Genomic DNA, 23,886 nt, shown 5'->3' with positions numbered 1-23,886 from the left:
AGAGGTCTAAAGTCCTTCATCTTATATCAGAGTATTTATGGAAAGACTTGTTAATAAGTGAACGGAGACGTAAAAATTTATTTTTGCATGTACAAATGCATTTATGAAAAACAGTAAATGCTCTAGCAGAGGTGTCAACCATCTATCAAATGAACAGGTTGAATCGAATAGCGTAAGTATCGTTAATGATATTTGGTCTCGTTCGAATCATACTTTATTGTTTGATGAGGATGTTTGCGCTTTTTTATGCAAAGTAAGATTTATAAGTATAACGATATCCGAGCATTAGCGTCTATTGCCCTTCTACACTAGATAAATTTTGTTTGCAGTAAATAAATAATATGTTTGATAAAACAGGGTAGTATGTCTTTATGTCCCGTATGAGAGATGGGAAGACGCTTACGCTTTTCTTACAGAGGTGAACAACTTGAAATGAAAAAAAGGCAGCTAGTAACAATAAAAGGAACGAAGAATGGACTGGGCTTGCATTTGTATGATAATTGTTCTTATGAAGAATTATTAAGAGAACTTCAGTATAAATTAAACGAAAGCTCCAGCCTGCATAATGAAAACCGTGATATAAAAGTGACAGTAGAGCTTGGAAATAGATATGTAACAGATGAACAAAAGGAAGAGATTGTTCATTTAATTCAAGAAAAACAAAATTTAACTGTTCAATCCATTAATAGTAATTTAGTAACAAAGACAGAGGCGGAAAATTGGCTAAGACAAAATGAAGTAAAATCCATAACTAGTATTGTGCGATCAGGTCAAATATTAGAAGTGCCCGGTGATTTACTATTAATTGGCGATGTAAATCCAGGTGGCAAGGTTATAGCTGGAGGAAATATCTATATCATGGGACAGTTGAAAGGGATAGCTCATGCTGGATATAATGGTAAAGATGATGCGGTGATAGCTGCATCAATTATGAAACCGACCCAAATCCGGATTAGTCATTTTATTGAGAGGGAAATAGAGAATACGTCTTCTGAAAAAACAAGAGAAATGGAATGTGCATATGTGAATGACAGTGTCATTAAGATTGATAGATTACAAGTATTACCACATTTAAGACCTAATTTGCTGAAATTGGAAGGAGGATATTAAGATGGGAGAGGCAATTGTTATAACATCAGGTAAAGGTGGAGTTGGAAAGACGACCACTTCTGCAAACATTGGAACAGCGCTTGCGTTACAGGGAAAAAAAGTTTGTTTAATAGATACAGATATTGGCTTGCGAAATCTTGATGTCGTGATGGGATTAGAAAATCGCATTATTTATGATTTAGTGGATGTGGTCGAGGAAAGATGTAAAATTCATCAAGCGCTTGTTAAGGATAAACGATTTGATGATCTTTTATATTTGCTGCCAGCTGCACAAACGAGTGATAAAACAGCTGTAAGGCCAAATCAAATGAGGGAATTGGTTCTTCGTTTAAAACAGGATTATGATTATATTATAATAGATTGCCCTGCAGGAATAGAACAGGGGTACCAAAATGCTGTCGCTGGTGCAGACAAGGCCATTGTTGTTACTACTCCTGAAGTGTCTTCTGTTAGAGATGCAGATAGAGTAATTGGTTTACTAGAAAAAGAAGAGCAAATGGAACCACCAATGCTTGTTATCAATAGAATTAGAAATCATATGGTGAAAAATGGGGATATGTTAGATATTGATGAAGTAACTAGTCATCTTTCCATTGATTTATTAGGAATTGTTGCTGATGATGATGCGGTTATTAGAGCTTCTAATAACGGAGAACCTATCGCGTTAAATCCGAATAGCAAATCTGCGATTGCCTACCGTAATATCGCCAGAAGAATTTTAGGTGAAACCGTTCCTTTACAGCATTTAGAAGAGGAATCAAAAGGGGTTTTCGCTAAAATTAAGACATTCTTTGGTGCAAGATAAGATAGTAAAATAATTGATTTTTTCTATACGTACATAAATATGCGTATGTGATAAAGTATAAAAGATAGGAGGGAAAAGCTCCTGCCTTTTATACTTGGATCATGTTAAATGTAACAATGAAATAAAAAAACTTCCATTAGTGGGGGTTATACTGCCCGTTAAGAGTGGGATAAATAATGCTGTTTACAAAACTTTGCCCTGCAAAAAAGTTGATTCAAGAACGATCAACTTCTTTGCAGGGCTTTTTATTTTTTCTGTTTTAATAGAAGTGATTACTGGAATTCTTTTCATTAAGGTTTCCTCCCTGAATAAAGGCATACTTTGTTCTTCCCTTACATAAATATAGGGTAAAGAGGACAAGTAGGTTAGGGGAGAGGAGTATATGGGGTCAAGAAATGATGATGTTAGAAAAAAAATCGAAAAAAGAAGAAAAGAACGGGCAAGAATAGAAAAAAATAATGATAACAGAGTGTTATGGTCTGATGAAGAGGCTGGCTATGACTACAATTTTGCTGATAAAGAGGAAAATTACCCAACAAAAATTCATCCTTTGTTTCGAAAAGATCTATTTATGTTGAAAATTTTAGGTGCGGCTATTCTTTTTCTAGCTGTCGCCATCATTGTAGATCATCCTTCTACAAAATTAGCAAAAGTCGAAAATAAGATTAAACAGGCAATGTCCAAAGAATTTAATTTTATGGTTGTTTCTAATTGGTATGAAGATCAATTTGGTAAACCACTAGCCTTTTTGCCAGAAAAGAAAGGACAAGAACAAGATACGGAGCAATTACAGCAATATGCTTTATCTGCCTCAGGGAAAGTTTTAGAGGAATTTCAACAAAATGGGCAAAGAATCGCAATAGAAACTGGAACGGATACAACTGTACAATCCTTTAATGAGGGTCAAATAACTTTCATAGGCGAAAAAGAGGGCTTTGGTAAAACGGTCGTAATAAAGCATAGTGATCAAAGCGAATCTTGGTATGGCAACTTAGAAGAGGTGGATGTAAAGTTATATGAAAATATTAAAAAAGGTACAAAAGTAGGAAATGCTTCAAGGTATGAAGGAGACGAAGCACTAGGTTTATTCTTTTTTGCTATCAAGCAAAATGATGACTTTATTGATCCTTTACAGGTGATTGAAATTGAATAGGTTCGTAAGCGTCTTTAAGCACCTTCATATCCATCCACTATTATGGGTTGTCATTGCCATCGGGGTAATGACTGCCCATTTTTATGAACTATGTTTATTAATTCTGATTATTTTTGTTCATGAACTAGGTCATGCGTTTGCTGCTGCTTTTTTTTCATGGAGAATAAAGAAAATATCTTTATTACCTTTTGGTGGAGTGGCAGAGATGGATGAACATGGAAATAGACCTTTACGGGAGGAAGCAATCGTGATTCTTTCTGGTCCTTTGCAGCATATATGGCTTGTTGGGCTAGGCTTTCTTTTATGGCAAGGAGGCATTTTGACAGATTCCTTGTATCAGACCTTTATTCAATATAATATGATGATTTTTTTCTTTAATATACTGCCGATATGGCCGTTAGATGGTGGTAAACTGCTGTTTCTTTTATTTTCCCTAAAAAAGTCCTTTCCTAAGTCCCATAAATTAACACTTTATCTATCCATAATGGGTGTTTTTTTATTTCTTTTAATCGTTCTCTTTATAATGCCAGCGAATTTAAATGCATGGATTATTATTAGCTTCTTACTTTTCTCTATTTATTATGAATGGAAACAAAGAAGATTCTTATTCATGCGATTTTTGCTGGAACGATATTATGGAAAAACAAATGAATTGCGAAAATTACTGCCATTAGAAGTCCAAGAAGAGGACTATTTATTAGATGTATTAGAACGGTTTCATCGAGGATGTAAGCATCCAATAATCGTAAAAACAAAGGGCAAAGAAAATACAATTCTTGATGAAAATGAGCTATTACATGCCTATTTTAAAGAGAAGAACGTTACAGCGAAGATAAAGGATATATTATACGTATTATAGGACTATACATAGGGGGAAAATAAAGTGCTTTTAATTATCAGTTAAATAGTTACTTGAAATTTATTTCAAATCAATAGGTCCTTGAGTTTACTAAAACATTTCTTCTAAGCTAAAATAAGATGATAACCATAAAAAAGGATGTATGATGTTGAATCAAGTAATCGTTAATCTGAAGACTAGAGAAAATAGATTTGTTTATCTAATAGATGGAAAAGTAGAAAAAATATATGTTCAGCAGCCTCAATTTAAAACGACTGTTGGAAATATTTATTTGGGACAAGTGACAAAAGTTGTTCCAGGAATGAATGCTGCCTTTGTTGAAATTGGGGCAGGGAAAGGAGCCTATTTGCCGAGAGAAAAAATGGCTTCCTTTGTCCGGAACGAAGGGACTTTAGAAGAGAAAAAGAAGAAAAGTGTCTCTAGCTATGTTAAACAAGGAGAACGGGTACTTGTTCAAGTAATGAAAGATGCAGCTGGACCAAAGGGCGCAAAAATAACGGGCATTATTGAGATGACTGGGGAACATATTGTGTATATGCCTTATGGCAGATACGTAGCAGTATCGAAAAAAATTAACTCTAGCACTTCACAAAAACACTTAAGAAGTTTTGGAATACGTATAAAATCAGAAGCGGAAGGCTTGATTTTTCGCACATCTGCAGCAAACTGTTCAGAAGAAGAATTAATAAAGGAACTGGAAGTATTACGTCAGGAATATAAGGATTTGGAACAAAGAGCTACACAAAAGAAAATAATGCTTTTACAAGAAAATAATGAATTTACGAAACAGCTATATTATCTTTTTCAGCAAATGAAAGAGGGAGAAGTCATTGTAGATAGAGTGGAAGAACGAAAGCAATGGCAAACGATGTTCCCGCATTTAACAGTTTCCTATCATCAAGGAAATGAAGAGATTTTCTCTCATTATCATGTAGACACGGAAATAGAGAAGGCGTTGAAAAGAATTGTGTGGCTAAGCAACGGCGCCTATATGATTATTGACCAGGCAGAAGCTGCAACCATTATAGACGTAAATACAGGCAAATATGAAGGGAAGCATCAATTAGAGCATACTGTGTTTCAGACCAATAGTCTTGCTGCGAAAGAAGTAGCAAGACAAATTAGATTAAGAGATCTATCCGGAATCATATTAATTGATTTTATTGATATGAAAGTAGAGGAAGAAAAGAAAGTTATTGCTATTATGGAGAAGGAACTAACGGCGGATAATAGACAATCGAAAGTAATTGGATTTACTTCACTAGGGATATTGCAAGTAACACGAAAGAAAACGATGAAGTCCTTATCTGAAACGATTCAAAGTAAGTGTACGGTTTGTGAAGGTACAGGACTCGTGAAGAGTGCAGAGAGTATGGCTTTTCAATTAGAAAGAGAGCTATGGGAATATCGGAATAGGGATATTGAGGTTGTGGAAATTAAAGCAGCGCAAGACGTCCATCATTTTTTTATCGGAGAAGGAAGTATTCATAAAAAACGGTTAGAGGAAGTATTAGGTTTTACAATAAAAATCGAAGTAGCTGAATTTCCAAAACCAGATTATACAATTCGAATGGTTAAATGATTGTTGGTTCAAGTTTATTAATAGAGAATATCATTGACAGTACCCTTTAAACATGTTAGTATTTTAATGTTGTTTGTAGCACCCGTGCTCTACAACCGCGCATAGCAGGTAATTAAGCTTTTGCTTCTAGCAAAACGCCTGTCATTGGCGAGTCTTAGTCTATTAAGGAGGTGCAGTTTAATGTACGCAATTATTGAAACAGGCGGAAAACAAATCAAAGTTGAAGAAGGTCAAGCTATCTACATCGAGAAATTAAACGGTGAAGCTGGTGACACTGTTACTTTTGATAAAGTTCTTTTCGTTGGCGGAGAAAATGTAAAAGTAGGAAGCCCAGTTGTTGAAGGAGCTACTGTTACAGCTAAAGTTGAAAAACAAGGCCGTCAAAAGAAAATCATCGTTTTCAAATACAAAGCGAAGAAAAATTATCATAAAAAGCAAGGTCATCGTCAACCTTACACTAAAGTTGTTATCGAAAAGATCAACGCTTAAGGTTGAAGTTGTATGATCGAAATTACGATTGACAAATCGAACGATGGGCTCATTCATGCGTTTACGATAAGCGGTCATGCTCTTTTTGCAAATAGTGGGAATGATATCGTGTGTGCTGGAGTATCAGCTGTTTCTTTTGGGAGCATCAATGCGGTTATTTCACTTACTGGTATAACTCCTATTATAAAGCAAGGGAAAGATGGAGGTTTTATTTCTTGTGCGATTCCTGAAAATATTTCGGAAGAAACAAGAGCTAAAATTCAACTTCTTTTAGAAGGAATGATTGTATCTTTAGAAACAATTGAAAGAGACTATGGTAAATACGTAACTATCACTTATAATTAAATAGGAGGTGGAACGAAATGTTAAGATTAGATCTTCAGTTTTTTGCATCTAAAAAAGGGGTAGGTTCTACTAAAAACGGACGTGACTCCATTTCTAAACGTTTAGGAGCTAAACGCGCAGATGGTCAATTAGTAACTGGTGGAAGCATTCTTTACCGTCAACGCGGTACAAAAATCTATCCAGGAGTAAACGTTGGTCGTGGTGGCGATGATACACTATTCGCAAAAGTTGACGGAATCGTTAAATTTGAGCGTCTTGGTCGTGATCGCAAACAAGTTAGCGTATACCCAGTAGCACAAGAAGCATAAGATAATGATTAGATAGGCTGGCTCGATTAGGGTCAGTCTATCTGTTTGTTAAGGGATAGATTTTATGATGAATTAGTTGATGCCGAGATATGTTGTGGATGATGATTTCAACACTTAGACAAATAAGCAAGAGGGTTTTTGATCGCTTAGAAACTACCTTGTCTAATATATACATATCACTATGTTATTGCCTTTTCCTGCTTTTGGTCTAAGTGTTGAAAAATAGTGTAATCAATTGCTTTTTCGTATGCTATCAAAGGATAAAGTTTGGCTCTTTATGTATAGTTTGTTGTTCCCGCAGCCTTCATACACTTCGATTTTGACCTTTCTTTATAAAATTAATCCCAAACAAGTTAGCGATTAATACGTGATTAGAGATTTTAGTCCATCTAGGAGGGCTTGGCGGCTCTCCCCATGGAAAGTGAGCAGACGCCGCGGAAAACAAAAACGTGGCTAGGATCAATTATCAATAGCTAGTAGTTTTCAGTGACTTCAAAGCGAAGTGTATTCAGGTTCATACTTATAGCAAGAAACTTTACGAAAACAGTCTTTTAATTTAATCAATTGAAGCTATGGTATTATCGTTTTTGTTCATAGATGGTTCATTTTTTGTTATACTTACTTAAAGCAGTCTTCTAAGACTTAATAACCTTGGTAGGAGTACAAGAATGAATAAAGACTGGAATACGATAGAGTTTTTAAGACATGTTCGCCATGATTGGCTAAATAAAATCCAATTGATTAAAGGGAATTTGGACTTGAATAAACCGGATCGGGTAAAAGAAATTATTAATGAGATTATTACAGAGACAAAGCAAGAAGCAAAATTATCTAATTTAGATATTCCGCAATTTGCAACAAAATTATTAATTGCAAACTGGGAAAATTATTATTTTCGGTTAGAATATGAAGTGTTGGCAGAAGAAAAATGTCAAGTTACAGAAGATGAAGTGCTTTCCGAATGGACAACATTGTTTTTTCAAATGTTAAATCAATATATTAAACCTTTCGCGGATAATCACTTATTCATTTCCATTCATTCAATGGTAGAGGGAATACGATTGTATATTGATTTTAACGGTATACTATTAGATAGAGAAACGATGTCTCAATTTCTCCAGCAACAGTTTTCCAAGCAATTGACTTTGAAAAATATAGAGATTAGTGAGGAAGAACTGGTTTTTGAAGTCTGGATGAATAGAGAGCAAACAGGTAAATAATAAGAATTGTTGGTTAACTATCTTCGGTTTTGTATATAGACAATGGAAAATCATGATTTTAGAAAAAGATAGTAGTAAATACTTGTAGCAACGAAAGAATTGCCTTTTATCCCCTTCTTAACGGACAGTAAGACTCTGTTCTCAAGCTTATGAGATCGAGGAAGATAGATGGGAAATCAACTGTCCGTAAAGGTCTGAATGGTTCAATTAACCATCAGTGGGGGAGGAAGGAAAAGCCCCATTGATGGAAGTTTCCCTTTATTTAAAAGGGAGGCTCTTTTGTTCAACAATAGACAACTATGCTGCTTAAGGTTTTCTTAAATAGGAGGAAATGAATTTATGTTTGTGGATCAGGTAAAGATTTATGTGAAGGGCGGAGATGGCGGAAACGGTATGGTAGCCTTTCGCCGAGAAAAATTTGTCCCTAAGGGTGGTCCTGCTGGTGGAGATGGCGGGAAAGGAGCAGACGTAATATTCCAAGTCGAAGAAGGTCTGCGCACGTTGATGGATTTTCGTTATCAACGTCATTTTAAGGCTCCGCGTGGAGAACATGGAATGTCTAAGAATCAGCATGGTCGTAATGCGAAAGAGATGATTGTCAAAGTTCCGCCTGGTACGATTGTATCTGATGCGAATACGAAAGAAGTAATTGCTGATTTAACAGAACATGGCCAGCAAGCGGTCATCGCCCGTGGTGGTCGTGGGGGAAGAGGAAACTCTCGCTTTGCAAGCCCATCAAACCCGGCACCTGAATTATCAGAAAATGGGGAACCAGGGCAAGAAAGAGATGTTACACTAGAGTTAAAGGTACTGGCAGATGTTGGGTTGGTCGGTTTTCCTAGTGTCGGTAAATCTACATTGCTTTCTGTTGTATCGGCAGCAAAACCAAAAATTGCAGATTATCATTTTACGACAATCGCGCCTAATTTAGGAATGGTGGAGACAGAAGATAATAGAAGTTTTGTAATGGCAGATTTGCCTGGATTAATTGAAGGAGCACATTCTGGTGTTGGATTAGGGCATCAGTTCCTCCGTCATATAGAACGTACAAGAGTTATTGTCCATGTCATTGATATGGCTGCTATTGAAGGCAGAGATCCATATGAAGACTATGTGACGATTAACAACGAGTTGCAAGAATACAATCTTCGCTTATTGGAAAGACCGCAAATCATTGTGGCTAATAAAATGGACATGCCAGATGCTGAGGAAAATTTAAAAGTATTTAAAGAAAAATTGGAAGAAGACTATCCAATTTTTCCTGTGTCTGCTTTAACAAGATCTGGTTTACGCGAACTTCTTTTCTCTATTGCGGATAAATTAGAGGATACTCCTGAGTTCCCATTAGAGGAAGTAGAAGAAGAAGCAGGAATTCACCGCGTTGTCTATAAGCATGAAGTAGACGAGCGTCAATTCTATATTACAAGAGATCCAGATGGAAGCTTTGTTCTTTCTGGAGAAGGCATTGAAAAGCTATTTAAGATGACAGATTTCTCTCGTGATGAGTCAGTTCGCAGATTCTCTCGTCAAATGCGCGGAATGGGTATTGATGAAGCACTGCGCCAACGCGGAGCAAAAGATGGAGATATAGTAAAATTAATGGAATATGAATTCGAATTTATTGATTAAGAAAGCTTGGATTAATGCTGTTTTCTTCATTAGAAAAAGAATTAATGGTGAATATGGAGAAGCCGGAATACACGTAGACGTCACGGGGATTAGCGAAACAGATGAACCCCTTGGAAAGTGAAGTGTATTCTGGCTGTGGGGAATTGCCACAAACTTTACGAAACAGTTAATCTATAAAAGAAAATTCCCTCTCGTCAAAAAAGACGGGAGGGGAATTTTTCATAAACATACATAATGAATTTTCCGTTATGCCTTACAGGGGTGAGCAGATGAAAGAAAGTAAACTGGATCATAAATTTTTTTTAGTAAGAGAAGATGTGCTTTCAGAAGCTATGCGCAAAACATTGGATGCGAAAGAACTATTGGAAAGAGGAAAAGCAGAATCGGTGCATGAGGCAGTCAAAAAAGTAGATTTAAGTCGCAGTGCATTTTATAAATATCGCGATACAATCTTTCCTTTCCACACAATAGTAAAAGAAAAATTGATTACATTATTCTTTTATATCGAAGATCGATCGGGTACCTTATCCAAACTACTAAGTGTTGTTGCATCAGCTGGGTGCAATGTACTGACTATTCATCAAACCATTCCGCTACAAGGAAGAGCGAATGTTACCCTTTCACTAAATACAGCAGAGATGCAGATATCCATTGATATGCTGCTTGAGCGTTTGCGTATGCTCGAATTTGTAGAGAAAGTCGATGTTTTAAGCTCAGGGGGATAAAGTGTTTCAATTTACGCTCATAAAGGTCCGATAAGTGCAACTAACCCTCAGCTAAGGATGAGGAGAGGGTCCCGCTGAGGGAAGTCTTCTTTATTAGGTGACGTCATCGTTCTTTAGAAGAGAACTTTTTGTAGTCGTTCTTCTTCTATAGGTTTTAAATTCAGAATAAATAATTTTTTCAGGGGGAGAAATAGGTGAAAGTAGGCTACTTAGGTCCAAAAGCAACGTTTACAAATATGGCGGTAAATCAACAATTCCCTGGGGTGGAATCCATTCCCTTTTTAACCATTCCGAATTGCCTTGATGCTGTAATGGAAGATAAAGTAGATGTAGCTTTAGTACCGGTTGAGAATACATTAGAGGGCTCTGTCAATATCACCCTAGATTACTTAATTCATGAAGTATCTTTACCGATTCATGGGGAAGTGACGGTTCCCATTAAACAACATTTAATGGTCCATCCGCATCGCAAAGAGAAATGGAGAGATATCGATGTAATGTATAGTCATTCACATGCAATCGCTCAATGTCATAAATTTATACATACACAATTTAACGGAATTACTTGTGAATATACGACTTCCACAGCAGCTGCTGCACAGTTTATTAAGGAAAATCCAAATATAAATGGTGCTGCGATTGGGAATTTGTTGACTGCGGAAGAATATGGGCTTGAAATAGTGAAACATCATATCCATGATTCAAATAATAACCATACTAGATTTCTCATTTTATCAAAAAATCCTGTTCATTATCCAGAAACGACAAGTACTTTTTCAGGTTATAAAACAAGTCTAATGGTCACTCTTCCTTCTGATCGCTCTGGTGCGCTACATCAAGTGCTTTCTGCTTTTGCTTGGAGAAAATTAAACTTGGTGAAAATTGAATCAAGACCAACAAAGACTGGATTAGGAAATTATTTCTTTTTAATTGATTTAGATAGAAAAATGGATGACGTGTTAATACCAGGTGCTATTGCTGAACTTGAAGCAATTGGATGTGAAGTAAAGACACTTGGGAGTTACCCTTTTTATATGATAGAAAAGTAAGGACTTTAGAAAAAAAGCTAGCTGAAAAAGGCTGGGACAAAACAAAATATATAATAGATAAAGACGAATAATCTCTCATTTAGTAGCAAAATCAACTTGCCCCATGGAAAGCGAAGTGTATTCAGGCTGCGGGTGATCCCCACAAACCTTCTTTCATAAAATGAATAAAACCCCAAACAATTATACGGACTTTTCTTAGTATGTACGTATAATCGTTCGGGGTTATTTGGTTGAAAATACTTATGTCCCAGCTTCTTTTTTGTTTTTATCCTTTTTGGTTGTTACGCTTCTTCTTCGATTAAAAAATGGGCCTTTCGTAAAGCATCTTCTGCTTCTGTTAATGTCTCGATAGAATGGGCTGTAATGGTATGTAAATGGATACCAGAAGTTAATTCTGATAAATAAGCTGCGTTTGTATGCTTAATTTTCTTCATAAACTGTTTAACTTCTTTTCGATTAGAAACGAGAATAGAAGCTGTTAGATCTCCATAGACTGGATGTTCAATTTTAACATCTTTGACAGTTACCCCATTATCAACAAGAATATTTAATTCTTCTTCTGTTTTTTCGGGTGGATGATTACAGGCGATAATTCTTTCATAAAGCATTGGTTTTGATTCCTGTAGGTATAAGTAGCCTTGACTAGTCGCTAATATCGGTTCGTTTTTTGCTTTTAGAAGTGTAATGTCACCCACAATTATTTGTCTGCTTACATTTGTCAATTTAGAAAGCTCACTTCCAGTATAAGGGCGATTATTTTCTTTTAGTAATGAAAGAATATATGCCCTTCTTTCTTCACCTAGCATTTTTTTTGATTCGGTCATCTAATCTCTCCTTTTGTAACTATTTTATCGAGCAGGAAGTTAATTTACTCTATTTGCTTATTCGGTAATGCTCTTAATAGCTAAGGCACTTTTTTAGAAAATAGTGAATAGGAGAATCCTAATTCACTCAGAAGGCAGAACTTATTATTTATTCCACACTTAATGGCCGTAAAGGTCCTAATGGTTCAACTAACCATCAGTGGGGGATGAAGGAAAACCCCACTGATGGAAGTTTCACTTTATCTTTTATCTTCTTTCTATTTTACCAAAAGAATGTATAAAAGAATAAACCAATTTGTTTATGTAAGGGGAAAATGAATAAATAAAATTAGGAAAAGAAGGACAAAGGTATGGGCAATCTTTGTGTAGCCAGAACACATAATTTTGAAAAAAATCGCATAGATTTTTGAATAGATTGATAACCATTTTGCATTGTGAACATAGACTATATGGACATATGCATAGGAGGGAATCTATAGTGAAGATCCATATTGTTCAGAAGGGGGATACTCTTTGGAAAATTGCCAAAAAATATGGGGTGAATTTCGAAGAGTTAAAATCGTTAAATTCCCAATTGAGTAATACAGATATGATTATGCCCGGCATGAAAATTAAAGTCCCTACTTCAGGAGGAAGTATAAAGAAAGAAGCTCCTATTATGGGAACGAAAAAAGAAATGCCGATAGCGATGAAGCCAATTGTGAAGGAAGCGCCTAAAAAGGAAATGCCTGTTAAAGAAATGCCTGTTAAAGAAATGCCTGTTAAAGAAATGCCTGTTAAAGAAATGCCCAAAAAAGAAATACCGAAAAAAGAAGCTCCAAAGGAAAAACCATACACGCCAAAAATGCCTACTCCAATCATACCAGAAATAGATGTTACTAATTATTATTCCATGAATATGACAAATATTGATGTGGATGTTGATGTGGAATTGGAAGAAAAAAAAGTTCAACCACCACCAATACCTGCACCAGTTTTGCCAAAACAGGAACCAATTCAACAAGAAGTATGTCCGCCAATTGTTCCTTATCAACCGTATTGTTATGAAGTGTCTCCAATGATGCCAGGAAGCGGTTTTCCTCCGGGAGTGTGCCCTCCAGTAGGAGTACCGGTTGAACAAGTAGCGCCTCAAGCCTATCCAACACTTCCTGGGGTAGAATATACAGAAAAACACAAATGGGAAGAGTCCTCCTCTTCTTACTCTCCGTATACAAATGGAGGATTTCAGGCACCTGCCCATGGTAATCATGTGCCACAAGAGTATTATCAACAACCATTAGTTCAGTATGGACAGATGCCTGTTGAACATCACCACCATAAAGGAGAAGAATCATCTTATGTAGCCGGTACAGCATATCAACCATATGCTCCTACTCACACAGAGCCAGTTCAACCTTCCTATAATCTTCCTTATAAAGAGGATTGTGGATGTGGTGCTCCATCATTTCCACAAGCAGCTTATCCAAGCGATTTAGCCCAAGGTTATGGAGCAGCACCACAAGGATTCGGTCCAGAAATAGGAGGATATCCACCAGCAGGAGGGTTTAATCCAGGAATAGGAATGGGAGCAATACCACAAGGATTCGGTCCAGAAATAGGAGGATACCCACCAGCAGGAGGGTTTAATCCAGGAATAGGAATGGGAGCAATACCACCACAAGGATTCGGTCCAGAAATGGGAGGATACCCACCAGCAGGAGGGTTTAATCCAGGAATAGGAATGGGAGTAATGCCACCACAAGGATTCGGTCCAGAAATGGGAGGATACCCACCAGCAGGAGGGTTTAATCCAGGAATAGGAATGGGAGCAATGCCACCACAAGGATTCGGTCCAGAAATGGGAGGATATCCACCGGCAGGAGGTTTTAATCCAGGTATGGGAATGGGAGCAATGCCACAAGGATTCGGTCCAGAAATGGGAGGATATCCAATGTCCCCAACTCCTTACCCTCAAGGAGTTAGTGGAAATACGCCAATGCCTTATCCAGTAGAAAACACTGGGCTAGTTCAAGATGCACCATCTTATGAAGGCAGTATTGCACAGCCAGTATCTCCAGAACTGACACCACCTGTATACGGACCTGGAGGAAATGCGCCAGTGTTTACGCCTGCTTATAATCAAAATATGGGCCAGCCACCATTTATGAATCCGTATGGCGTTAATCAAGGCACGCCATTTGGAATGCCAAGATACCAAGAGGACGAAAGCAGTGATCTATGATTTTTATCACAGAGGGGACGATACTTTTTATTATCGTCTCCTTTCTTTATTAGAAAAAAAAATACCTGCGCAAATTTTAGAAATAAACAGAATCAGAAATGACGTTTATTTAGTAAAAACGAAGCAATTTTGGATTATTTTAAAAGGGTATAATAGTTATCAGAAACTAAAAATCCAAGAGACTTTTACAAGGGCAATAAAGCTAGAAGGCTTTAAACAGACGTATCAATTTTATGTATTCGATGAGGAACCACTTATCATCGATAAGAAAGTGTATGGAATGATTGAATACATTTCTCCACATAAAGATTCCTTTACATATAATAGTAAATGGAATAGAAGGGAAGCACTCCAATTATTAGAGCAATATTATTCAGTAACAGAACGACTTGTTGAAATATATAAGTATATTTTACCTGCGTTCGATTTAATGAAAAAATTGGAACAAAGATTAGAAGAATTTCGAATGAATAGACCAATAATTGAGTGTTTTTTAAAAAAAGAAACCGTAGAGGAAATTATCGAATGGGCTGATACATCTTTTCATTATGTGAAAAAAAATCAAGATTATTTAAACACACAATCAAACGTTATATTACATGGGGATGTTGCCCATCATAATTTCATGCGAGATGTAAAAAATCAATTATATTTAATTGATTTTGATTTAATTAGTATTGGTCCAAGAGTAGGAGATTATTTGCAGTTTGCAAATCGGATTATGCCTAGTATAGGCTGGTCCATGCAGCAACTACAAAAAATGCAAGGATATGCTCATTACTTCAAGGATGATTGGTTTTTAATGGCTTTAATGTATCCAACAGACATCCTAAGGGAATGGAATAGATTAATCAGAAATAAAAATGATAAAAATGCTGTTTTATTGGAACAAGTATATTTTTTAACAACTGACCAGTATCAAAAAAGGAAAAAGTTTTACGATAAACTTCGCCAAATCGTAGGGATTTAAGCCGATTAAAGAGGATGGCGAGACTTTACAGTTATGATTCTCCCCTAACAGTAGAAGATAAAAGAGAGCAAAGTTTTGCTCTAGATTTAAATAAAGGGGAGAATACTGTGCGTAAAAATAAATTAGTCGCTCCAGTTCTTTTGACGTTAACTTTTGGATTAACAGGCTGTGGTGTAAACGAGGATCAAACTGCAGATCAAAATCGTGTGAATAATGCTAGACCGATTGGATATTACTCAAATGAACAACATGAAGTAAATAATGGTAATAGATATACAACAGATAACGATGGTCCTATTACCGAAATAATGGACCATACCTATGGGGATGAAGGATATCGAAATGATGTAAATGTTCGTAACGTTAACAACAGAAACAACGTAAACGTTCGAAATGTAAACGATAGAAATGTTAATCGTGATAATATCAATAGAAATGATCGAGATGAACGCGTTTCTTATGATACGAAACTAGCTCAAAAAGTATCTAATACGGTTGCTAAAATAGATAATGTTAAAAATGCACGTTCAATCGTTTATGGAGACAATGTATTAGTTGCACTTGAAGTAGAAAATACAAAGAATGTAGATAAAACAAAAGCGAATGTAAAAGATAAACTAAATGATTCTCTAAATGGAAGAGATATTTCAGTTGTAACAGATAGAGGAATTTTCACAAGTATTGAGGATATCAATCGTTCGATTCGAAATGGTCAGCCACAGCAAACGATTACCAACAATATTGAAAATATTTTCCGTGATTTGAACCCAACAAGAGATAATAGATAATTACCAAAAACTAACTTCGGGTGAAACCAATGTCTTGCTCGAAGTTAGTTTTTTGTTCTATTTGTTCTTTATAAAAAACATATAAAAATGGATAACTCCCAATATATAACGTATAAATAATTTATTAAGGGAAGCGAATTAGCAATTATTAGAAAAATGTTCTATATAATGAATTTTTTCGTTGAATTTACTGTTAAAAAGAGTTATGCTTTATAATGAAATATTTATTCGTTATAAAGAACTATTTACGAAAAGCTAAATGGTGGAGGGATTTATAGTGAGAGTGTTAATCACAGGTGGACAAGAGAATGAAATGAAATATGCTCTAATGGAGGAACTTAAAAATAAAAAGATTCATTATATAACTGCTGAACACCAGAGGGAAAATAACGTATGTTCATCTCTTGGAAATAGTGATTTCTACACTTTCTCCAACTCTAGGGAATTAGTGGAATTGTTGATGATGCAGCAAATTAATTGTGTGATTCATCTATCCAATAAAACAATTACTTCAAACAGTATGAAAGATTCTTTTGATCAATCCGAAGAAAATATAGCTTGTACGGTTGAAGTGCTTGAAGCATGTGTGCAAGCAAAGGTAAATAAAATCATTTTTCCATCCAGCATTGCCGTTTATGGAGATATAACAGGAAATATAACAGAAGAGATGACGTTACAACCGGTTCTTTTTGAAGGGCTTTCGAAGAAGATTGAGGAGAAATATATTCAAACATACCATACACTTTATAATCTTTCTTACACAATTTTAAGATTTCCCATTGTTTATGGACAACCTTCTATACATAATCAGAACGAAGGGATGATGGAAGCAACGATTAAAAAGGTTTTAGAAAATCGTCCCCCTATTATATTTGATGACGATGGGCAGAAAAAACATTTGCTGTACATTAGTGATGCAATCGAAGCGATTATTTCCAGTATATATAAGGGGGAAAATGAAATATTTAATATTTGTCCTGAAGAAAAGTTTTCTATGAAGGAAGTTGTTGCAATCATTCAATCTGCCATAAAAGATGATACCTTTTATGCCATGGAAGAAGGAGAGAAAAACAGAATTTCAGCAAGAAAGGCACAATTGCAATTGGGATGGCATTGTAAAGTTTCCGTTGCACAAGGAATTCGTTTCGTTATAGAAGATATTAAACATAATGAGGGACAGACGAATCAAACATTAAAATAAGATTGCTATAAATTAGGAATGAAATAATTATTTATGGTGAGAATAATAGAGAGTAAGGTTATTTTAAAACCAGACTTTAGATTGACAGTAACCTATTTCCTTGGAAATAACGTTTGCTGTTGTGAGTAATGTAAAGAGGTGGTTATAATGAAAACCAGATTCCTTTTATTTTCAACTGTTCTTCTTGTTAGTATACTTGTTGTCTTTTTATCCAACGGGCAAGTTTATGGAAAGAGTGGAAGCGACGTCTCTCAAAATGAAAATCCTAAAAAATTGGAAGTGGTATTGAAAAGGATTTATTTAGATGGAGAAGTGAGTGAAGAAACAGTGGAAGAAACAGTGTGGTCGATGGAAGATTTCTGGTCAAAGTATGATAAATGGCAACTAGTAGATATGGGGAGTAAGGAACTTGTTTTTAAACAAGAGGTTGATGACATATCTCCGTTGTTAAAAGCAAATGGTTATTTTGGAATTAATGAAGAGGGGATCTTAACCATTTATAATGGAAAACCAGCTAAGGAGAATATAATTCAGTCGTTTTTCCAAATTGATCTGAAAAAACTGGAATCGAAACAGCAGGAAGATTTACAAAAGGGGATTCCAATTAAATCAAGAGATCGTTATGTAAAGGTACTTGAAACCTTTAAAAACTTAACAACAATTGAAACTTCTAATTAAGAAATTACACCAGTGAACAGAAGAAGCACAGAAAAAGTGTCGATTCTGGTCACTGTTTTTTTACTTTTTGATAGAATATTATGAAAATCATCTATAATAGCAGTTCTGTAAAATAGTATGATAAAATAAGTTTTAGGATTTATTTCACTAACGTCGCATAAATTCTAACTGAATATTCTGTTTTCTGATATTCCCGTTTGAGAAGAAAAACGAAGACACGCGAACAGAGGTAGTAATCATCCATTTTTTTACTATAACCTTTGGCGAGGGCGACAGAAACGGTTAAACCTTTACGGGACAGCTCTTCCTGCTATTTTTCGAATCCAAATACGTGCTGGTTTCCAGGGTGCTGCTTTTAGCCACCGACTGATTTGTAAGTACGTCCGTGAACTATTTGTACTCAGCTGAGCCAGTACATGTAAACAGTAGACGATCATCGCGATGTACACTTGATTATGCACAGCTTGTTCGCTTTGTCCGTAGAACTTTTTGATGTTTAAATGTTGCTTCATCCACTTGAAAAACAGCTCGATTGCCCAGCGTGATTTATACAATTCAGCGATTTCATCTGCACTCAAGTCGAAGCGATTCGTTATGAGGTGTAACTCATTTCCTTTTGAATCCAACACTTTCAATTGTCTGAATTCATTACCTGCTCGACTTTGTGCTGTGCCCAAGGAAATCATTTCATCTGATAAAACGGTTGAATCTTTTGGAAGATCAAATTCCTCGATTTGATGAGTTACAGCGTTTTTCCGCAAGCGTGAAACGAAGAAGTAACCATCGTCGGTCATGCGGTCGAATCGCTCGTAATCCAAGTAGCCACGGTCAAAGACGTACATGCACTCTTTGTCGTCAACGAGTACTTCTAGCTGACCTCGATCATGTTCGATCGCATTCGTTAACACCGCTTTGTCTGGATAGGAACAACCCTTTTCTAAGTAAACAAGACGTAAATGAAGCTTAATGCCTGACTTTGTTTTGCGGAACTTAGCCCATTTATGATTGTTCAAATTCAGTGGCAACGTACTCGAGTCGATGATTTTCAGTGGTGTTGTCATTTTACGTCGCTTATCAAAATCCGTTTTCTCATGAATTTGCGCGACTAAATCTAGAAACACCTGCTGGAACACCTCTGTCGGTACTTGATTTAATCGACGTCCTAATTGTGAAAAGCTAATCGATTCCAAATTCGTTGCTTTTTGTAGGTCGTCTGAAAACAATGTATCACTGACAGCACGCAGACTTTCGGTTTCATTCAGCTGCGCAAACAGCAGTAATTTCAGGAATGAAGCGATGTGTAGCTTCTTTGTATAGTAATTTAATTGATGGGTTTCAACCAATTCTTCAAGTTTTGTGGAGGAAATCGGTGAAAACCATTGTTCAAATGATGTTTTTCGTGTAAACTTATCCATGCTTATGTCCTTTATGTTGGATTTGGATGGTTTACTACCGTCCAACCATTATAAAGGATTTTTTTGTGTATCATTAATATTACAGAAAATTCAGATTTCCGGAAGGCGTTGTATTATTTTAATGCGACGCTAGTGGATTTATTTCACACTTAACGGGCAGTAAGATCACCGCTGATGGAAGTTGTCTTTATAAGGGAGAGAAAGTATTTTGTACGAATATATAAAAGGAAATATAGAGTTTGTTGGCCCAGAATACATCGTGGTCGAAAATAATGAAATTGGTTATCAGATTAAAACCCCTAATCCATTTTCATTTTCTCCGTTTTCAGGAAGTAAGATTACTGTTTATACATATCATTATGTGAGAGAAGATAATATTAGCTTATATGGTTTTCGTTCTCCAGATGAAAAAGCATTATTTACAAAACTTCTAAATGTTTCTGGAATTGGTCCAAAGGGAGCGTTGGCTATTCTCGCATCTGGAGAACCTAGTCAAGTTATATCTGCAATAGAAGCAGAGGATGAAGCATTTCTAGTGAAGTTTCCAGGAGTTGGGAAGAAAACAGCAAGACAAATGATTTTGGATTTAAAAGGCAAGTTAGCAGATTTTATGCCAGATTTCTCTCCAGATTTATTTACAGTAGAGAAGCATGTGGCTAAAGCAGAAAGTGATTCAGCGATGGATGAGGCGATTCTTGCTTTAACTGCACTTGGATATTCAGAAAAAGAGGTTAAGAAAATTATTCCGCATTTGAAAAAGGAACAATTGACAACAGATGGTTATATTAAGCTGGCATTAAAGCTTCTTTTAAAAAGGTAAGTTAGTTTAAACTTAATAGATTGTTGAAAATCGATGACTATCTTTAGGAAAGGAGTGAATGCTATGGATGATCGAATTATTTCAGGTGAAGCAGATACTCAAGACTTATCATTTGAAAAAAGTCTACGGCCAATTCAATTACAAGAGTATATTGGTCAAGACAAAGTAAAAGAAAATTTAAAAGTATTTATTGAAGCGGCTAAATATAGAGAAGAAGCCCTTGATCATGTATTATTATATGGCCCGCCTGGTTTGGGTAAAACAACACTTGCAACAATTATTGCGAATGAAATGGGAGTTAACATTCGAACAACTGCCGGACCAGCAATCGAAAGGCCAGGCGATTTAGCTGCAATTCTAACTGCTTTAGAGCCAGGAGATGTGTTGTTTATTGATGAAATTCATCGATTGCCACGAGCAATAGAAGAGGTTTTATATCCAGCAATGGAAGATTATTGCTTAGATATTGTAATTGGTAAAGGGCCAAGTGCTCGTTCGGTTCGGCTAGATTTGCCTCCATTCACTCTTGTTGGAGCAACAACTAGGGCCGGCTCAGTTTCTGCACCACTAAGAGATCGGTTTGGCGTTTTATCAAGATTAGAATATTATGAGATAGAACAATTAAAGGACATTGTTTCACGAACAGCAGAAGTTCTTCAAATTGGGATAGAGGATCTTGCTGCATGGGAAATTGCTAGAAGATCAAGGGGGACACCTCGAATTGCTAATCGTCTTTTACGAAGAGTGCGAGATTTTGCACAAGTAAAGGGGGATGGAGTGATTACCAAAGAGTTGGCGGATGATTCCCTAGAACTTCTGCAAGTAGACCGTTTAGGGTTGGATCATATTGACCATAAATTATTACTAGGGATGATTCATAAATTTAAAGGTGGTCCAGTCGGACTAGAAACAATTGCTGCAACAATTGGAGAAGAATCACATACGATTGAAGATGTGTATGAACCATATTTGCTTCAGATTGGTTTCTTGCAACGAACTCCTAGAGGGAGAATTGTTACCCACCTTGTTTATGAGCATTTACATATAAAGCCTGATTAATTTAATAAAATATGAAGAAATAAAAGAATAAATAAAATAAAGGACGAGAAGGATGAATGAAATTTCTAAATATATCATGATCATCGGAGGAATTGTATTTTTAATCGGACTAATCATGCAATTTGTTCCAATTGGCAAACTTCCAGGTGACATTATGATAAAAAAAGAACATTCGACTTTTTATTTTCCTATTACAACTTGTATTGTAATTAGTATCGTTTTATCGTTGGTATTTTATTTAATAGGGAAATTTCGCTAACATTATGATTGCATGAAAGAGAATAGGTGGACAGACATGAAAGTAGATTTATTTGATTTTCATTTACCAGAAGAATTAATTGCACAGACTCCTTTAGAGGATCGCACAAGTAGTCGATTAATGATAGTAAATAAAGTGACTGGTGAATTACAGCATCGCAAATTTAAAGATATATATGAGTATATTAATCCTGGTGATTGTCTAGTACTGAATGATACTAGGGTATTGCCAGCAAGATTGCATGGAGAAAAAGAGGATACAGGAGCACATATTGAGGTTCTTTTGCTGAAACAGCAAGAGAATGATAAATGGGAAACGCTTGTCAAGCCTGCGAAAAGAGTCAAAGAAGGAACCATTATTACCTTTGGAGAAGGAAAGTTAAAAGCAGTTTGTGTGAAAGAATTAGAGCACGGTGGTCGTATTCTTGATTTTCAGTACGAAGGCATTTTTTATGAAATCTTGGATCAACTTGGCGAGATGCCATTGCCACCTTATATTAAGGAAAAGCTTGATGATCAAGATCGTTATCAAACTGTTTATGCAAAAGAACGAGGTTCTGCAGCAGCACCAACAGCTGGTCTACATTTTACTACTGAATTGTTAGATGCCCTGAAAGAAAAAGGAGTGCATATTTTATTTATTACTTTGCATGTTGGTCTGGGCACCTTCCGACCAGTTAATGTCGAGGACGTAGATAAACATGAAATGCATGCTGAGTTTTATCAGCTAAATCAAGAAACGGCTGCGTTATTAAATAAAGTGAGAGCACAAGGCGGTCGAATTCTTTCTGTAGGCACAACTTCTACGAGAACACTTGAAACAATTGCAACAGCAAATAATGGAGAATTTGTAGAAAGTAGCGGATGGACGAGTATTTTTATTTATCCTGGCTATGAATTTAAAGGGATTGATGGGATGATTACGAATTTCCATTTACCGAAATCAACATTAATTATGTTAGTAAGCGCCCTAGCGGGAAGAGAAAATGTTCTTCATGCTTACGAGACAGCAGTGAAAGAAAGATATCGCTTCTTTAGCTTTGGAGATGCGATGTTTATCCAATAAGTAAAAAATGATAAGGTTCATGAATTGCTTGAGTTTCGTGGTGATATTCATTAGAATATATAGTTGATTCTAATGCTTTTGGTTAAATGGTTTTATCTTGATCAAAACAGTAAGTAAATTATGAATCTATAGAAGTTTTACTTTATATGAAGGAGAAAATACTTTGACAGCAATACGTTATGAATTAATAAAAACTTGTAAGCAAACAGGCGCAAGGTTGGGCATTGTACATACACCGCATGGATCTTTTGAGACACCAGCTTTTATGCCAGTGGGAACGTTAGCAACTGTAAAAACAATGGCTCCAGAAGATTTAAAATCTATGGGAGCAAACATCATTTTAAGTAATACTTATCATTTATGGTTAAGACCAGGTCATGAAATTGTAAAGGAAGCTGGCGGGCTTCATAAATTCATGAATTGGGATAAGGCGATACTCACGGATTCTGGTGGGTTTCAAGTCTTTAGTTTGAGTGACTTTCGAAAAATAGAAGAAGAAGGAGTACATTTTCGCAACCATTTAAATGGCGATAAATTATTCCTTTCTCCTGAAAAAGCAATGGAAATACAAAATGCTCTAGGCTCAGATATTATGATGGCGTTTGATGAGTGTCCTCCTTACCCAGCAGAATACGATTATATGAAGAGATCAGTGGAACGGACTTCTCGCTGGGCTGAACGTTGTCTAAAGGCGCATAATCGTCCTGAGGATCAAGGCTTATTCGGTATAATTCAAGGTGGAGAATATGAGGAACTTCGCAAACAAAGTGCAAGAGACTTAGTCTCATTAGATTTTCCTGGATATGCAGTGGGGGGATTATCGGTTGGAGAACCGAAGGATGTGATGAATCGTGTCCTTGAATTTACAACGCCATTAATGCCGGATAATAAGCCGCGTTATTTAATGGGTGTAGGGTCACCGGATTCATTAATTGATGGTGCTATTCGTGGTATTGATATGTTTGACTGTGTATTGCCAACCAGAATAGCAAGAAACGGAACGGTAATGACAAGTGAAGGTCGACTTGTTGTGAAAAACGCCAAATATGCCAGAGATTTTGGGCCTTTAGATCCAGAATGTGACTGCTATACTTGTAAAAATTATAGCCGTGCTTATATTCGTCACCTTATTCGATGTGACGAAACATTCGGAATAAGGCTTACATCTTACCATAATCTATATTTTCTGTTAAACTTAATGGAGAATGTCCGAGACGCAATCAAAAACGACCGTTTAGGAGATTTCAAAGAAGAGTTTTTCGAACGTTATGGATTTAATAAACCGAACGCTAAAAACTTTTAATAGAGAATT

Annotated in this window: 24 protein-coding genes and 1 other annotated feature; of the genes, 22 read left to right on the top strand and 2 right to left on the bottom strand. The window is 36.1% G+C overall.

Annotated features, from left to right (window positions below; translation table 11 throughout):
* The first annotated feature begins 432 nt into the window (after positions 1-432).
* From minC to pheA, 12 genes are all read left to right on the top strand, one after another.
* Positions 433-1,110, top strand: coding sequence for a septum site-determining protein MinC (minC, locus tag HHU08_RS16760; protein WP_016201704.1), 678 nt, complete (start codon positions 433-435; stop codon positions 1,108-1,110).
* Position 1,111: 1 nt separating this feature from the next.
* The gene (gene minD / locus HHU08_RS16755; RefSeq protein WP_016201703.1) at positions 1,112-1,915 is read left to right on the top strand and encodes a septum site-determining protein MinD; all 804 of its coding nucleotides are present in this window, start codon (positions 1,112-1,114) and stop codon (positions 1,913-1,915) included.
* A gap of 382 nt (positions 1,916-2,297) precedes the next feature.
* The gene (locus HHU08_RS16750; RefSeq protein WP_169188896.1) at positions 2,298-3,068 is read left to right on the top strand and encodes a M23 family metallopeptidase; all 771 of its coding nucleotides are present in this window, start codon (positions 2,298-2,300) and stop codon (positions 3,066-3,068) included.
* Positions 3,061-3,927: a M50 family metallopeptidase gene (locus tag HHU08_RS16745; protein ID WP_169188895.1), complete on the top strand. Its 867-nt coding sequence runs from the start codon at positions 3,061-3,063 to the stop codon at positions 3,925-3,927. The genes HHU08_RS16750 and HHU08_RS16745 overlap by 8 nt, the downstream gene beginning before the upstream one ends.
* A 142-nt stretch (positions 3,928-4,069) precedes the next feature.
* Positions 4,070-5,509, top strand: coding sequence for an Rne/Rng family ribonuclease (locus HHU08_RS16740; RefSeq protein WP_235678822.1), 1,440 nt, complete (start codon positions 4,070-4,072; stop codon positions 5,507-5,509).
* Positions 5,510-5,592: 83 nt separating this feature from the next.
* Positions 5,593-5,674: a sequence feature (ribosomal protein L21 leader region), on the top strand.
* A gap of 15 nt (positions 5,675-5,689) precedes the next feature.
* Positions 5,690-5,998, top strand: a complete 309-nt coding sequence (gene rplU / locus HHU08_RS16735; protein WP_016201698.1) for a 50S ribosomal protein L21 — start codon at positions 5,690-5,692, stop codon at positions 5,996-5,998.
* Between the two features lie 12 nt (positions 5,999-6,010).
* Positions 6,011-6,343, top strand: a complete 333-nt coding sequence (locus tag HHU08_RS16730) for a ribosomal-processing cysteine protease Prp (RefSeq protein ID WP_016201697.1) — start codon at positions 6,011-6,013, stop codon at positions 6,341-6,343.
* A 17-nt stretch (positions 6,344-6,360) separates the two neighbouring features.
* Positions 6,361-6,651: a 50S ribosomal protein L27 gene (gene rpmA, locus HHU08_RS16725; protein WP_016201696.1), complete on the top strand. Its 291-nt coding sequence runs from the start codon at positions 6,361-6,363 to the stop codon at positions 6,649-6,651.
* A gap of 668 nt (positions 6,652-7,319) precedes the next feature.
* Positions 7,320-7,871 (top strand): Spo0B C-terminal domain-containing protein, encoded by a 552-nt coding sequence (locus HHU08_RS16720; RefSeq protein ID WP_101730742.1) that lies wholly within the window; start codon positions 7,320-7,322, stop codon positions 7,869-7,871.
* Between the two features lie 339 nt (positions 7,872-8,210).
* A complete protein-coding gene (gene obgE / locus HHU08_RS16715) occupies positions 8,211-9,500 on the top strand; it encodes a GTPase ObgE (RefSeq protein ID WP_016201694.1) in 1,290 nt (429 codons plus the stop codon).
* Positions 9,501-9,769: 269 nt separating this feature from the next.
* Positions 9,770-10,225, top strand: a complete 456-nt coding sequence (locus HHU08_RS16705; protein ID WP_101730743.1) for an ACT domain-containing protein — start codon at positions 9,770-9,772, stop codon at positions 10,223-10,225.
* Between the two features lie 194 nt (positions 10,226-10,419).
* Positions 10,420-11,274: a prephenate dehydratase gene (gene pheA, locus HHU08_RS16700; RefSeq protein WP_169188893.1), complete on the top strand. Its 855-nt coding sequence runs from the start codon at positions 10,420-10,422 to the stop codon at positions 11,272-11,274.
* A gap of 281 nt (positions 11,275-11,555) precedes the next feature.
* On the opposite strand, the gene HHU08_RS16695 is transcribed toward pheA, so the two are convergent.
* A complete protein-coding gene (locus HHU08_RS16695; protein ID WP_169188892.1) occupies positions 11,556-12,098 on the bottom strand; it encodes a transcription repressor NadR in 543 nt (180 codons plus the stop codon).
* A 478-nt stretch (positions 12,099-12,576) separates the two neighbouring features.
* Between HHU08_RS16695 and safA the strand changes: the two genes are divergently transcribed.
* The 5 genes from safA (at position 12,577) to HHU08_RS16670 (ending at position 17,956) form a co-directional block, all read left to right on the top strand.
* On the top strand, positions 12,577-14,319 hold the full coding sequence (gene safA / locus HHU08_RS25995) for a SafA/ExsA family spore coat assembly protein (protein ID WP_407939826.1): 1,743 nt from the start codon (positions 12,577-12,579) through the stop codon (positions 14,317-14,319).
* The gene (locus tag HHU08_RS25740; protein WP_169188891.1) at positions 14,309-15,289 is read left to right on the top strand and encodes a phosphotransferase; all 981 of its coding nucleotides are present in this window, start codon (positions 14,309-14,311) and stop codon (positions 15,287-15,289) included. The genes safA and HHU08_RS25740 overlap by 11 nt, the downstream gene beginning before the upstream one ends.
* Positions 15,290-15,303: 14 nt before the next feature.
* Entirely contained in the window at positions 15,304-16,077 is a 774-nt protein-coding gene (locus tag HHU08_RS16680) for a YhcN/YlaJ family sporulation lipoprotein (protein WP_016201686.1), read from the top strand.
* A gap of 277 nt (positions 16,078-16,354) precedes the next feature.
* Positions 16,355-17,278, top strand: a complete 924-nt coding sequence (locus tag HHU08_RS16675; protein ID WP_169188890.1) for an NAD-dependent epimerase/dehydratase family protein — start codon at positions 16,355-16,357, stop codon at positions 17,276-17,278.
* A gap of 147 nt (positions 17,279-17,425) precedes the next feature.
* A complete protein-coding gene (locus HHU08_RS16670; RefSeq protein WP_016201684.1) occupies positions 17,426-17,956 on the top strand; it encodes a BofC C-terminal domain-containing protein in 531 nt (176 codons plus the stop codon).
* Between the two features lie 290 nt (positions 17,957-18,246).
* Here the strand turns inward: HHU08_RS16670 and HHU08_RS16665 are convergent, their stop codons facing one another.
* A complete protein-coding gene (locus HHU08_RS16665) occupies positions 18,247-19,371 on the bottom strand; it encodes an IS4 family transposase (RefSeq protein WP_100525935.1) in 1,125 nt (374 codons plus the stop codon).
* A gap of 208 nt (positions 19,372-19,579) precedes the next feature.
* On the opposite strand from HHU08_RS16665, the gene ruvA reads away from it, so the two are divergent.
* The 5 genes from ruvA to tgt all read left to right on the top strand — a co-directional run bounded on the left by ruvA (position 19,580) and on the right by tgt (position 23,877).
* Positions 19,580-20,191 (top strand): Holliday junction branch migration protein RuvA, encoded by a 612-nt coding sequence (gene ruvA, locus HHU08_RS16660; RefSeq protein WP_016201683.1) that lies wholly within the window; start codon positions 19,580-19,582, stop codon positions 20,189-20,191.
* 63 nt (positions 20,192-20,254) lie between these two features.
* Entirely contained in the window at positions 20,255-21,250 is a 996-nt protein-coding gene (gene ruvB, locus HHU08_RS16655) for a Holliday junction branch migration DNA helicase RuvB (RefSeq protein ID WP_016201682.1), read from the top strand.
* A 52-nt stretch (positions 21,251-21,302) separates the two neighbouring features.
* Positions 21,303-21,509, top strand: coding sequence for a DUF2905 domain-containing protein (locus HHU08_RS16650; RefSeq protein ID WP_016201681.1), 207 nt, complete (start codon positions 21,303-21,305; stop codon positions 21,507-21,509).
* Between the two features lie 36 nt (positions 21,510-21,545).
* On the top strand, positions 21,546-22,574 hold the full coding sequence (queA, locus tag HHU08_RS16645) for a tRNA preQ1(34) S-adenosylmethionine ribosyltransferase-isomerase QueA (RefSeq protein WP_016201680.1): 1,029 nt from the start codon (positions 21,546-21,548) through the stop codon (positions 22,572-22,574).
* A 163-nt stretch (positions 22,575-22,737) separates the two neighbouring features.
* Positions 22,738-23,877, top strand: a complete 1,140-nt coding sequence (gene tgt, locus HHU08_RS16640) for a tRNA guanosine(34) transglycosylase Tgt (protein ID WP_016201679.1) — start codon at positions 22,738-22,740, stop codon at positions 23,875-23,877.
* Positions 23,878-23,886 lie beyond the last annotated feature (9 nt).

Source organism: Niallia alba (assembly GCF_012933555.1).
Taxonomy (GTDB): domain Bacteria; phylum Bacillota; class Bacilli; order Bacillales; family Cytobacillaceae; genus Niallia; species Niallia alba.
This window is presented reverse-complemented; position numbering and strand designations above follow the sequence as displayed.